Genomic DNA, 13,137 nt, shown 5'->3' on the forward strand with positions numbered 1-13,137 from the left:
GTATTGATGTTAAAGGCAATTGTCTGGGTGAAATTATGTTTCAGATTGCATTATTATGCCGCTATTTTCAGACGAAATGTTTGTTTATCTGTGAGGTTTAAGCACAGGATTTTATCTTGCGCCTGTAGGTGAAAGGTGCCATGATTGCGCGAATTTTCTCCTGTCTGAATGGGGCTGCCTGGGATGACATTACTCCCCCTACATCGCCTTCAATATCGCCTTTTTGCGCGACGTTTGCCCCTTCCTGCGACTTATCTATACTCTCCCACCATGCGGTGAGGGCAGCGCACGCTCACTGCAGGATAACAGTAAAATCAGAGGCTATCTGCTTTTACTGATGTCTGGCGGTCGGGGCTGGTGACCAGTTTGACCTGTCATTTCGTGGGGCATAGCAATGCGGCTTTGCCCGGGACTTTTGATTCTCCCGATACGGGTTTTTGCACTTATGAAATCAATGAATATTGCCGCCAGTGGTGAACTGGTTTCCCGTCTGTCTACTCATCGCAAGGTGGTGACGCTGGACAGTACCGATTTTACTGACGTCGCGGCAGTCGTCATTACCGTTGCGGACAGCCGCAGCGGGATCCTGGCTTTGCTGAAACGCACCGGGTTTCACATACCGGTGTTTATATTTTCAGAGACCAACGTGGATGTCCTGGCAGACGTTGAAGCGGTTATCTGCGGCAATGCGCAGGACTGGCTGGAGCTGGAGTCTGCCGCCCGTCGGTATGAGGAAGAGTTGCTGCCGCCGTTCTATGACACGCTGACCCAGTATGTTGAAATGGGGAGCAGTACCTTTGCTTGTCCGGGGCACCAGCATGGTGAGTTTTTTAAGAAGCATCCGGCGGGTCGACATTTCTACGAGTTCTTTGGCGAGAACCTGTTTCGCGCGGATATGTGCAACGCTGACGTTAAGCTGGGAGATCTGCTGATTCATGAGGGATCAGCGAAACATGCGCAGAAATTTGCCGCGAAAGTTTTCCACGCGGATAAAACCTACTTTGTGCTGAACGGGACTTCTGCGGCGAATAAAGTGGTGACCAATGCGCTGCTGACGCGCGGCGATCTGGTGTTGTTTGACCGCAACAACCATAAGTCCAACCACCACGGCGCGCTGATCCAGGCAGGCGCGACGCCGGTTTATCTGGAAGCAGCGCGTAATCCGTTTGGCTTTATTGGCGGCATTGATGAGCACTGCTTTGATGAGGCGTATCTGCGCCAGCAACTGCGTAAAGTTGCGCCGCACAAGGCTGACCAGCCGCGCCCGTTCCGTCTGGCAATCATTCAGCTTGGTACCTATGACGGTACGATCTACAACGCCCGGCAGGTTATCGACAAGATCGGTAGCCTGTGCGATTACATCCTGTTTGATTCTGCCTGGGTTGGCTACGAGCAATTTATTCCGATGATGGCCGATGGGTCACCGCTGCTACTGGAGCTTAATGCTAACGATCCGGGGATCTTTGTCACCCAGTCGGTACACAAACAGCAGGCCGGATTCTCGCAAACCTCGCAGATCCACAAAAAGGATAACCATATTCGTGGTCAGGCGCGGTTCTGTCCGCATAAGCGTCTGAACAATGCATTTATGCTGCATGCGTCCACCAGTCCGTTTTACCCGCTGTTTGCGGCGCTGGATGTTAACGCCAAAATCCATGAAGGCGAGAGCGGGCGTCGGCTATGGGCGGAGTGTGTAGCTCTGGGCATTGAGGCCCGTAAAGCGATTCTTACCCACTGTAAGATGATTCAGCCGTTTATTCCTCCGGTAGTTGATGGTAAGCCGTGGGAAAGCTATCCGACGCAAGTGATTGCCAGCGAGCGCCGCTTCTTTAGCTTTGAACCGGGTGCTAAATGGCATGGTTTTTCCGGCTACGCGCGCGACCAGTACTTCGTTGATCCCTGCAAGCTGTTGTTAACTACTCCGGGCATTGATGCGCAAACCGGGCAATATACTGAGTTTGGTATTCCGGCGACGATTCTGGCGCATTACCTGCGTGAAAACGGTATTGTGCCGGAGAAATGCGACCTTAACTCGATTCTGTTCCTGCTGACTCCGGCAGAAAGCACCGAGAAACTGGCGCAACTGGTGGCGATGCTGGCGCAGTTTGAGCAGCATATTGAGGACGATACGCCGCTGGCGGACGTGTTGCCCTCCATCTTCAACAAGTATCCGGTACGTTACCGGGATTACACGCTGCGTGAACTGTGTCAGGAGATGCACGATTTATACGTCAGCTTTGATGTGAAGGATCTGCAAAAAGCGATGTTCCGCCAGGAGAGTTTGCCTGCCGTGGCGATGAACCCGCAGGATGCGAACAGCGCTTTCATCCGCGGTGATGTCGAACTGGTGCGAATTTCTGATGCCGCAGGTCGCGTTGCGGCAGAAGGTGCGCTGCCTTATCCTCCGGGCGTGCTGTGCGTGGTACCGGGCGAAATCTGGGGCGGGGCGGTGCAACGTTATTTCCTGGCGCTGGAAGAGGGCGTTAACCTGCTGCCGGGCTTCTCACCGGAGCTGCAAGGTGTTTACAGTGAAACGGATGCCGACGGTATTAAGCGTCTGTATGGATATGTTGTGAAGTAAGCGCAAAAAAAGCGGGTTACCTTTTGGCAACCCGCTTATCTCTGCGTAAACGTTAGTGCGCGATAGTTTGGGTACCTGCCGGAACGCGTACGTGTTTGTATTTAAACAGCGCTACGAAGGCAAAAGCCAGAACCAGCGAGTAACCTGCGAAGATCAGCCACACGGTCTGCCAGTCGGTAATACCGTTCAGCGTATAGTGTTCAACCACTTTACCGCTCACCAGACCGCCAAGAATACAGCCGAAGCCGTTGGTCATCATCAGGAACATACCCTGTGCGCTGGCGCGGATTTCAGGGCGAACCTCTTTCTCTACGAACACCGAGCCAGAGATGTTGAAGAAGTCGAAGGCGCAGCCGTAAACAATCATCGACAGAACCAGCAGCACGGTACCGAACGGTGTCGGATCGCCGTAGGCAAACAGGCCGAAGCGCAACATCCACGCCACAATACTGATAAGCATCACGTTCTTAATACCGTAACGGCTCAAGAAGAACGGGATGGTCAGGATAAACAGCGTCTCGGAAATCTGCGAGATCGACATCATCACCGAGGCGTGTTCAACGATGAAGCTACCGGAGAACAGCGGGTTGTTATCGAAGCTGTGCAGGAAGGTATTACCGAACATATTGGTAATCTGCAGCTCAGCGCCCAGCATCATTGAGAAGATAAAGAAAATCGCCATACGCTTGTTTTTAAACAGCGCGAAAGCATCCAGGCCCAGCATGGACGACCAGCTCTGGTTTTTCTGCTGGTTAGCCACCGGAATATGCGGCAACGTCAGCGTGAACAGCGCCAAAACAACGGACAGCGTCGCACCGATATACAGCTGCATATGACTCAGCTCGAAGCCGGAGAAGCTCACGCCCCACATCGCCATAATAAAGCCAATGGTGCCCCAGATACGGATTGGCGGGAAGTCTGTAACGATATCCATCCCGGCTGACTGCAGGCGATAGTAAGAAATGGTGTTGATTAACCCCAGCGTTGGCATATAGGCCAGAGAGTTAAGCAAGATCACAAAGAACATGGCGCCTGGGGTGGTGACTTCGGCTGCGGCGAACAGCGTTGCTGCGCCGACCAGATGACAAATGGCGTACACCCATTTCGCACTGATCCATTTGTCGGCCACGATCCCTAACAGCGTAGGCATAAACACGGCGGCGATCCCCAGCGAGCTATACACTGCGCCAATGGATGCACCATCGAATTTTAGGGTGACAAACATATAGGAGCCGAGGGTAGTGAGCCAACTACCCCATAAGCAGAACTGCAGAAACGAGAGCACTTTCAGCTGCAGCTTAAGATTCATGTTAATTTCCTCACACCGTGATGCGGATGAATGTTTTAAAAGGCACATTTGCCGGGGCTTGATGATGTGATTCTATCAACGAGAGACACTCTTTTTTTGTTACCTGTGACAAATATTTGCAAACAATTTCTGATTGCAAAGCAAAAGAGTGATGGGGTTAACACTTTACCCTCTTCCGGGCCCCGTTTACCGGGGCAGAAGAGGGGATATATTAGCGGCGTCGATATGATTTTTGTGCGGAATTGACCTTGTAAAGGTATCGGCGTGATTCAGCAGACGGATGTCGGGTGGTCAGTGTTTGATAAACGTCCCCCGGGGTCATGCTGTTGATAATATTCGCGGCCTGGATTTTATCGTTCGAGAAAACGCGCAGCACGCTGCCCGCACCGCCGTTATATGCCGTGATCACCGCGTAGCGACGGGAGGTTGGATTATCAATGCCGCCTAAATAGACATTGTTGAGCATTGCCAGATAGGCGGTACCGGTATCAATGTTGCTGGCCGGGTCAAACAGGAAGCTACGGCTCGGCGTGCCGGAGCGTCCTTGCGAGCGAAACACATCTTTCCCGGCGCTGTGCTGTACCACCTGCATCAGTCCCAGCGCATCGGCATGGCTGACCGCATACGGGTTAAATGAGGATTCGGTTTGCATGATGGCCAGAATCAGCGACTCATCGACGCCATACTTACGCGAAGCCTGACGCACCATGCCGACGTATTTATGCGCGCGCTTATCAAGGTGGTTCGGTACCAGGTTGATCGTCACGCTATAGATGATGCGAATACCATTGCTGCGGCTTTTCAGGCGTGTTTTCAGCAGATAGTCAGCGAAATTGGTGGCACGCCCCTCCCAACGAATGGGTTGGCTGGTATTATCGACCACCTGCCCGTACAGGAACGGCTCTTTGGAAATCTTAATGTCGTCGACATCGGAATAGAGATCGATAGAACCCGGATCATCTCCCATCAGCAATGTCTTGATAATCGCCCGACGCAGGTGTCCGGCGGGATCTGTCCCGGCAATGGTCTCGACGGTTATCGTACCGTCATCAAAGTTGATATGGCTGCGGGTTTGATACTGATCGGTATACTTTACGTAGTCCTTTGGACCCGCAATCAGCACTTCCTTAAATCCCCACAAATTCTCAATGTTATGGGCAAATTGCCCCATCAGAATATCAAAACCGTTGGTATCCTTGACCCAGGCTTCGTTATAGGAATCGCCTTTTTTGGTCGAACTGGAACAGGAGATGAGCAACGGCGCAATAACGGCAAGCGCGAGAAATTTTTTCATCATTCCGGGAGTGCGTGTTGTGTTTGTTATTTGCAAGGACCAGATTAAATCGTAGGCCGGATAAGCGCAGCGCCATCCGGCAACGGTTCTTAAGACTCTGGTGTATAGCCTTCAATATGCACATCTTTGCCTTCAAACAGGAAGTTGATCATCTCCTGCTCAAGCAGTTTACGATGCTCAACGTTCATCATATTGAGCTTCTTCTCGTTAATCAGCATGGTTTGCTTATGCTGCCATTGCGCCCATGCTTCTTTAGAAATCTCGTTATAGATGCGTTTCCCCAGATCGCCCGGGTACAGCTGAAAGTCCTGGCCTTCGGCTTCGTGTTGCAGGAAAGTGCAAAAAATCGTTCTGCTCATAAAAAATCCTCTCTATCGACCGGTACGTTAAACGTGTGTGCCGGCACGTAATTGCTGTAACAAACGCTCCACGGGAGCCGCCAGTCCGACCGACGGCGGTTGCGCTAAGTTATACCAGAGCGCGTTGCCTTCATCCATGCATGAGCCAAATGAAGACACAGGAAGCCACATAGGCACAATGTCTAAGTGGAAATGGCTAAAGGTATGGCGAAACGCATTAAGTTGGGTCAGATTATCTGCGTTAATTTGCCGTTGCGCCAGCCAGTTGCGCAGTCCGTTTTCATCGTCAAACTGCGGAAAACAGTATAAACCCCCCCATAAGCCGCTGGGCGGTCGCTGTGCGAGCAGCACTTCGTCATCATGCTGCATCAGTAAAAAATAGCCCGTCCGTTCCGGCAGCGTTTGCTTGGGTTTTTTACCAGGGTACAGCGCCCAGCTTGCATTGGCGCTGGCCACACAGCCATTATCCAACGGACACAGCGAACATTTAGGTTTTGAGCGCGTACAGACCATGGCGCCTAAATCCATCATCGCCTGATTAAAACGCTCAACGCCATGGGCAGGCGTAACCTGCTCGCTCAGGTCCCACAGCTTCTTTTCGACCTCTTTTTTACCCGGCCAGCCGTTTACAGCATAACAGCGAGCCAGCACGCGTTTGACGTTACCGTCGAGAATCGGAAAATGCTGACCCAGAGAGAGGGAAAGGATCGCGCCTGCGGTTGAGCGACCGACGCCTGGCAGAGCAGCCACCTCATCAAAGGTTTGCGGAAATATACCGCCATGCATCGTCACAACCTGCTGCGCGGCTTTATGCAGATTACGTGCTCGGGCGTAATAGCCAAGGCCGGTCCATAAATGCAAGACTTCATCCAGCGGCGCATGGGCTAAATCGCTTACCGTTGGGAAGCGCGCCATAAAGCGCTCAAAATAAGGGATAACGGTCGCAACCTGAGTTTGTTGCAGCATTACCTCAGAGAGCCATACTTTGTAAGGCGTCTTATCAATTTGCCAGGGCAGCGTTTTCCGCCCGTATTTGTCGTACCAGCTCAAAACCTGAGCCGAGAATTGAGACGCTTGCATGATTACCGTTTCATTATTGCCGGGGGCAAGATTGCAGCACAGCGGCAACGGGGTGTAAACCGGAACTTTCCGCTGCTCACTTTCTTCCTTTACTTGCATCCGGCAACTAACTTTGGATAATGCCCGTTTTCAGAACTCAAACACAGCAGACTAAACTTTTATGAAGAACGACGTCATTTCACCGGAATTTGATGAAAACGGCCGCCCTCTGCGCCGGATTCGTAGTTTTGTTCGTCGCCAGGGGCGACTGACGAAAGGGCAGGAACACGCGCTGGAAAACTACTGGCCGGTGATGGGCGTTGAGTTCAGCGAAGAGCCTGTAAATTTCGCAGAACTGTTTGGCCGTGATGCGCCAGTCACGCTGGAAATCGGTTTTGGTATGGGAGCGTCGCTGGTCGCAATGGCGAAAGCGCGTCCGGAACAGAATTTCCTCGGCATTGAGGTTCACTCGCCGGGCGTTGGTGCGTGTCTGGCTTCAGCCCATGAAGAGGGCGTCGAGAACCTGCGCGTCATGTGCCATGATGCCGTTGAAGTCCTGCATAAAATGATTCCTGACAATTCTTTATCTATGGTTCAGCTGTTTTTCCCTGACCCGTGGCATAAAGCACGTCATAATAAACGCCGTATCGTTCAGGTACCGTTTGCTGAGCATATCTTAAGTAAGCTGAAGCTGGGCGGCGTATTCCACATGGCAACCGACTGGGAAGCTTATGCGGAACATATGCTGGAAGTGATGTCCTCCATTGACGGGTATAAAAACCAGTCCGAGAGTAACGATTATGTACCGCGCCCACAATCGCGCCCGGTAACCAAATTTGAACAACGTGGTCATCGTCTTGGCCACGGCGTATGGGACTTAATGTTCGAGAGGGTGAAATAATGGCAAAGAACCGTAGCCGTCGTCTGCGTAAAAAGATGCACATCGAAGAATTCCAGGAAGTAGGATTTTCGGTTGCATGGCGTTTCCCGGAAGGTACATCTGGAGAGCAGGTTGATCAAATCGTTGATGACTTTATCAATGAAGTTATCGAACCGAACAAGCTGGCTTTTGACGGCAGCGGCTATCTGGCCTGGGAAGGTCTGATCTGTCTGCAGGAAATCGGCAAATGCACCGAAGAACACCAGGCAATCGTACGTAAGTGGCTGGAAGAGCACAAACTCGAAGAAGTGCGTACCAGCGAACTTTTCGATATTTGGTGGGACTAAGTAGCACAGGGTCGGCAAATGCCGGCCCGATTTGTCTTGAGGGAAAGATATGATGCGCAAAACGCTGCTGGCGGCAGTCCTAACGTTCACGGCGATGGCCGCACATGCAGATTACCAGTGCAGCGTCACCCCGCGTGACGATGTGATTTTGAGCCCACAAACGGTGCAGGTGAAGGGCGAGAACGGCGACCTGATTATTACCCAGGCCGGCGATGTCACCTTCAACGGTAAACAGTACAACCTGAACGCCGCACAGCGTGAGCAAGCCAAAGATTATCAGGCGGCGTTGCGTAGCAGCCTGCCGTGGATTGACGAAGGTGCCAGAGCGCGCGTAGAGAAAGGTCGCGTGGCGCTGGATAAAATCATCGCCAAAGAGGTCGGTGAAAGCAGCAACATGCGTGGCCGCTTAACCAAGCTGGATGCGCAATTGAAAGAGCAGATGAACCGCATCATCGAGCATCGAACTGATGGCCTGACCTTCCATTATAAGGCGATTGATCAAGTCCGCGCGGACGGACAACAGCTGGTTAATCAGGCGATGGGCGGTATTTTGCAGGACAGCATCAACGAAATGGGTGCCAAAGCCGTACTCAAAGGCGGTGGTAATCCGTTGCAGGGCGTGCTCGGGAGTCTCGGTGGCTTGCAAACCTCAATTCAGAACGAATGGAAGAATCAGGAACAAGACTTCCAGCAGTTTGGCAAAGATGTTTGTGCCCGCGTCGTGACGCTGGAAAACGATCGTAAAACGCTGGTTAGCACTCTGAAATAATCTTCACCTCTGTTTAACGGCGCAGAAACATTCTGCGCCGTTTTATTTTGTACTTTTCTGTTTTTTTGATATCCATCTCTAAGAATAACAATTTGATGGAGATATAAATCTGGTTAATTGGATCTCGTCACATTATTCATCTGTGAGATAGACATAATGCTGCAAATTCAAGTAACTGGAGAAATAACATGGAGTTTTTCAAGAGAACGGCACTTGCCGCACTGGTTATGGGTTTCAGCGGCGCGGCGCTTGCACTGCCAAATATCACCATTTTAGCGACCGGCGGGACGATTGCTGGTGGCGGTGATTCCGCGACAAAATCTAACTACACGGCAGGCAAGGTTGGCGTAGAAAATCTGGTTGAGGCCGTACCTCAGTTGAAAGATATCGCCGTGGTTAAAGGTGAGCAGGTAGTGAACATCGGCTCCCAGGATATGAATGACGACGTCTGGTTAACGCTGGCGAAAAAGATTAATACCGAGTGTGATAAAACCGACGGCTTCGTGGTAACGCATGGTACGGATACCATGGAGGAAACCGCCTATTTCCTCGACCTGACCGTCAAATGCAACAAGCCGGTGGTGCTGGTAGGCGCGATGCGTCCATCTACCGGTATGAGCGCTGATGGCCCGTTCAACCTGTATAACGCCGTGGTAACCGCCGCAGATAAAGCCTCTGCCAACCGCGGTGTGCTGGTGGTGATGAACGACACCGTTATGGATGGTCGCGACGTGACCAAAACCAATACCACTGACGTTGCTACCTTCAAATCCGTTAACTACGGCCCGTTGGGTTACATTCATAACGGTAAAATCGACTACCAGCGTACGCCTGCGCGTAAGCACACTACATCCACGCCGTTCGATGTTTCTAAGCTGACCGAGCTGCCGAAAGTCGGGATTGTTTACAACTATGCTAACGCCTCCGATCTGCCGGCAAAAGCGCTGGTAGATGCGGGTTACGCAGGGATCGTTAGTGCGGGTGTAGGTAACGGTAACCTGTATAAAACCATTTTCGATACGCTGGCAACTGCCGCGCATAAAGGAACCGTTGTCGTACGTTCATCCCGTGTACCGACTGGTGCTACTACCCAGGATGCTGAAGTTGATGATGCGAAATATGGCTTTGTCGCGTCTGGTTCGCTGAACCCGCAAAAAGCGCGTGTTCTGTTGCAGCTGGCGCTGACGCAGACCAAAGATCCTAAGCAGATTCAGGAAATGTTTAATCAGTATTAATCGATGAAGGTGGCTGCGCTTATCGACCTAACCCTGTAGGCCTGATAAGCGCAGCGCCATCAGGCAATTTGCCGGATGCGGCTCAAGGCCTTATCCGGCCTGGATCGTTACCGTATTACTCCGCCAGAAACAGCTCCAACAGAGAATTCAAAAACAGCTTACCGTGTTGGGTAATCTGCCAGTATTCATCGCATTCACTCAGGTAGCCCTGGGCAATAGCCTCATCGATCTGTCGACGAATAACGTCCTCAGTAAGCCCGGTATATTGTCTGAACTCCGCGCGAGGCGCGGCCTCAAGCAACCGGAAACGGTTCATAAAGAACTCGAACGGCTTATCGGTTTCGGCGACATCACGCTGGCTTTCGAGATAACGCCCTTGCATGTAGCCACGCGGATGCCGCGTTTTGGTGGTACGTAGAATGCGCCCGTCCGGGAACGTAATTTTGCCATGCGCGCCGCAGCCAATACCGAGATAGTCGCCAAAACGCCAGTAATTAAGGTTGTGCTGACACTGATAGCCCGGCTTCGCATAGGCTGAGGTTTCGTACTGATGATACCCGGCGGCAGTCAGCAACTGGTGGCCTTGCTCAAAAATATCCCACAGCGCGTCGTCGTCCGGTAATACCGGTGGTCGGGACCCGAACAGCGTGTTGGGTTCAATGGTCAACTGATACCAGGAAAGATGCGGCGGATTGAGCGCGATGGCCTGCTGCAAATCACCCAGCGCCTCTTCCAGCGTCTGATCCGGTAAACCATGCATCAGGTCGAGGTTAAAGCTGCGTAGCCCCAGACCGCTCGCCAGGTGCGCTGCGCGTTTGGCTTCCTCCGGCCCATGAATACGTCCCAGACGTTCGAGCTTGGCGGAGCTAAAGCTCTGTACGCCAATCGAGATACGGTTGACGCCAGCGCGTTGATAATCAACAAAGCGATCGGCTTCCACCGTCCCGGGATTCGCCTCCATGGTGATTTCTGCATCTGCGGCCAGATTTAGCCGTGCGCGCACGCCGTCGAGCAGCGTTTGCATTGCCGGGCCAGAAAGCAGGCTCGGCGTACCACCACCGATAAAAATCGTCTTTACTTCACGTCCCTGAGCGTGTGCAACCTCAGAATCAAGATCGCTCAGCAGGTGCTGAACATAGTCGTCATGAGGAACCTCGCCCTTAAGTGCATGCGAGTTAAAGTCGCAGTACGGGCATTTCTGCACGCACCACGGGATGTGAATATAAAGACTTAGCGGCGGAAGGTTAACCATTACGCAGGGCATCCAGCAGCAGCTTCAGTGCCTGTCCGCGGTGGGAAATCGCACTTTTTTCTTCGCGGGTCAGCTCAGCAGCTGTTTTTCCTTCGGACGGCACAAAAAAGATTGGGTCGTAACCAAAACCACCGTTTCCGGCCGGTTCACGGGTAATCACGCCCGGCCAGCTTCCGTGGCACACTAAAGGCGTGGGATCGTCCGCATGGCGCATATACACCAGCACGCAGTGGAATTGCGCCTGACGCTGGTCATCCGGGACATCCCGCAGGGTGTACAGCAGTTTTTCCAGGTTCTGCTGGTCGGTCGCATCTTCGCCGGAATAGCGGGCTGAATAGATACCCGGCGCGCCGCCAAGGGCATTAACCGCCAGGCCGGAGTCATCAGCAATGGCTGGCAAACCCGTAATTTGTGCGGCATGACGCGCCTTCAGAATGGCGTTCTCAATAAACGTCAGCCCGGTCTCTTCTGCAGAATCAACACCCAGATCCGTTTGGGCAACAACATCAAGACCGAAATCACTCAGAAGAGAGGCGAGTTCACGCACTTTACCGGCATTGCCGGTCGCGAGGACAACTTTTTGCATGGGATACCTAATCAGTTAGTGCCGCAATTTCGGGCGGGATCTGTTGCGGATGAATAATTTTAACCTGTTTGTGCCGACCAAGCTCGCCCTTCTCAATGACGACCTGGCTTTTCGCTACGCGGAACTGTTTGCCGAGAAACTTCACCAGATGGCTGTTGGCTTGTCCATCGACCGGCGGGGCGGTAATGGCGACTTTAACTTCGTCGCCATGTAAACCCACAATGCTGTCACGGCTGGCTTTCGGCTGAATATAGAGCCGCAAAACCAGACCGTCGTCGCAGGGTGTAACGGCACTCATAGCGCCATCCACAGCCCCGGCAGCAGCATGTTGCCTGTCGCCTGTAACACTTCCGCGATACCCATGTTAATGACATAGAGCAGCAGAACCAGAATCATTGGGGAGAAATCGATCCCGCCCATGCCTGGAAGTATGCGACGGATAGGACGCAGCAGCGGATCCGCCAGTTGAATCAGCACGTACTCCACCGGGCTGCGACCCTGGCTGACCCAGCTCATAATCGCCATTACCAGCAGCACCCAGAAAATCAGCAGCCCAATGGTCTTCAGGACAATCAGCACGGCGGCGATCCAGATGATCGGCTGGAACGTGACCACCTTAAATAGCACGATGGCTTTGATAAAGCTGAGAACGAGCGCGACTAATGCTGATGCGCTGTCAATGGGCCCCATCGGAGGAATAATACGGCGTAACGGCCCAATAATGGGCTGAGTGATTTTCACAATAAACTGCGAGAACGGGTTGTAGAAATCGCAGCGAGACCATTGCATCCACACGCGCAGCAGCAGCGCCATGGTATACAGCTCAATTACCGTTGAGAGCAGGAAGGTCAACGTATTCATGGTGTTCCTTAGTTTTCCTTATTTTTTAGTGTAATCACGAGCACCAAAAATGGCAGTGCCGATGCGCACCATCGTGCTACCCGCCGCGATAGCGGCATCCATATCATCAGACATCCCCAGCGAGAGCGTATCGATATTTGGATTGCGTGTTTTCAACCCGGCAAATGCTACAGCCATTTGCTGTGCAACTTCAAACTGCCTTACATAATCTGACTCAGCCGCGGGAATCGCCATCAAGCCACGCAGGGTAATGCGCGGCAGCGCAGCGACTTCAGCGGCCAGGGCATCAAGCTCTGCCAGCGGAATCCCTGACTTACTGTTCTCATCGCTGATATTTATCTGGATCAACACATTCAGCGGCGGCAGGTCTGCCGGGCGCTGTTCGCTCAGACGGGCAGCGATGCGCAGACGATCAATCGTATGGCACCAGTCAAAATGTTCTGCGACCAGACGACTTTTGTTGGACTGCAGCGGGCCGATAAAGTGCCACTGCAGATCGTTGACGCCTTTTTCCTGAAAGTAGCGGATTTTATCCACCCCTTCCTGGACATAGTTTTCACCGAAGGCTCGCTGCCCTGCGGTAATGGCTTCTTCGATGGCGCTCG

Annotated in this window: 14 protein-coding genes; 5 read left to right on the forward strand and 9 right to left on the reverse strand. The window is 52.5% G+C overall.

Annotated features, from left to right (window positions below):
- Positions 1-445: 445 nt before the first annotated feature.
- Positions 446-2,581, forward strand: a complete 2,136-nt coding sequence (locus FDX24_RS01135) for an ornithine decarboxylase (protein WP_137363701.1) — start codon at positions 446-448, stop codon at positions 2,579-2,581.
- A 52-nt stretch (positions 2,582-2,633) separates the two neighbouring features.
- Here the strand turns inward: FDX24_RS01135 and FDX24_RS01140 are convergent, their stop codons facing one another.
- From FDX24_RS01140 to mutY, 4 genes are all read right to left on the reverse strand, one after another.
- The gene (locus FDX24_RS01140; protein WP_003027130.1) at positions 2,634-3,890 is read right to left on the reverse strand and encodes a nucleoside permease; all 1,257 of its coding nucleotides are present in this window, start codon (positions 3,888-3,890) and stop codon (positions 2,634-2,636) included.
- Positions 3,891-4,101: 211 nt separating this feature from the next.
- Positions 4,102-5,187 (reverse strand): membrane-bound lytic murein transglycosylase MltC, encoded by a 1,086-nt coding sequence (gene mltC / locus FDX24_RS01145; protein WP_137363702.1) that lies wholly within the window; start codon positions 5,185-5,187, stop codon positions 4,102-4,104.
- 86 nt (positions 5,188-5,273) lie between these two features.
- Positions 5,274-5,543: an oxidative damage protection protein gene (locus FDX24_RS01150; RefSeq protein ID WP_116360723.1), complete on the reverse strand. Its 270-nt coding sequence runs from the start codon at positions 5,541-5,543 to the stop codon at positions 5,274-5,276.
- A 27-nt stretch (positions 5,544-5,570) separates the two neighbouring features.
- Positions 5,571-6,623, reverse strand: coding sequence for an A/G-specific adenine glycosylase (mutY, locus tag FDX24_RS01155; RefSeq protein ID WP_105242217.1), 1,053 nt, complete (start codon positions 6,621-6,623; stop codon positions 5,571-5,573).
- Positions 6,624-6,783: 160 nt separating this feature from the next.
- Here mutY and trmB point away from each other — a divergent pair, with 160 nt between their 5' ends.
- The 4 genes from trmB to ansB all read left to right on the forward strand — a co-directional run bounded on the left by trmB (position 6,784) and on the right by ansB (position 9,833).
- Positions 6,784-7,503, forward strand: a complete 720-nt coding sequence (gene trmB, locus FDX24_RS01160) for a tRNA (guanosine(46)-N7)-methyltransferase TrmB (RefSeq protein ID WP_003027117.1) — start codon at positions 6,784-6,786, stop codon at positions 7,501-7,503.
- Positions 7,503-7,829 (forward strand): YggL family protein, encoded by a 327-nt coding sequence (locus tag FDX24_RS01165; RefSeq protein ID WP_003027115.1) that lies wholly within the window; start codon positions 7,503-7,505, stop codon positions 7,827-7,829. Before trmB ends, FDX24_RS01165 begins: the two co-directional genes overlap by 1 nt.
- A gap of 49 nt (positions 7,830-7,878) precedes the next feature.
- Positions 7,879-8,598, forward strand: coding sequence for a DUF2884 domain-containing protein (locus tag FDX24_RS01170; protein WP_048213199.1), 720 nt, complete (start codon positions 7,879-7,881; stop codon positions 8,596-8,598).
- 188 nt (positions 8,599-8,786) lie between these two features.
- Positions 8,787-9,833, forward strand: a complete 1,047-nt coding sequence (gene ansB, locus FDX24_RS01175) for an L-asparaginase 2 (protein ID WP_101742768.1) — start codon at positions 8,787-8,789, stop codon at positions 9,831-9,833.
- 115 nt (positions 9,834-9,948) lie between these two features.
- On the opposite strand, the gene hemW is transcribed toward ansB, so the two are convergent.
- From hemW to FDX24_RS01200, 5 genes are all read right to left on the reverse strand, one after another.
- Complete coding sequence (gene hemW, locus FDX24_RS01180; RefSeq protein ID WP_137363703.1) at positions 9,949-11,085, reverse strand: radical SAM family heme chaperone HemW; 1,137 nt, start codon at positions 11,083-11,085, stop codon at positions 9,949-9,951.
- The gene (locus tag FDX24_RS01185) at positions 11,078-11,671 is read right to left on the reverse strand and encodes an XTP/dITP diphosphatase (RefSeq protein ID WP_115642890.1); all 594 of its coding nucleotides are present in this window, start codon (positions 11,669-11,671) and stop codon (positions 11,078-11,080) included. Before FDX24_RS01185 ends, hemW begins: the two co-directional genes overlap by 8 nt.
- A 7-nt stretch (positions 11,672-11,678) precedes the next feature.
- Positions 11,679-11,969: a DUF167 family protein YggU gene (yggU, locus tag FDX24_RS01190; RefSeq protein ID WP_003027101.1), complete on the reverse strand. Its 291-nt coding sequence runs from the start codon at positions 11,967-11,969 to the stop codon at positions 11,679-11,681.
- Positions 11,966-12,532, reverse strand: coding sequence for a YggT family protein (locus FDX24_RS01195; RefSeq protein WP_003825417.1), 567 nt, complete (start codon positions 12,530-12,532; stop codon positions 11,966-11,968). The genes yggU and FDX24_RS01195 overlap by 4 nt, the downstream gene beginning before the upstream one ends.
- A gap of 18 nt (positions 12,533-12,550) precedes the next feature.
- On the reverse strand, positions 12,551-13,137 hold a 587-nt coding region (locus tag FDX24_RS01200; protein WP_137363704.1), incomplete at its 5' end, for a YggS family pyridoxal phosphate-dependent enzyme.

This window comes from Citrobacter sp. wls716 (genome assembly GCF_005280975.1).
Lineage (GTDB): Bacteria > Pseudomonadota > Gammaproteobacteria > Enterobacterales > Enterobacteriaceae > Citrobacter > Citrobacter youngae.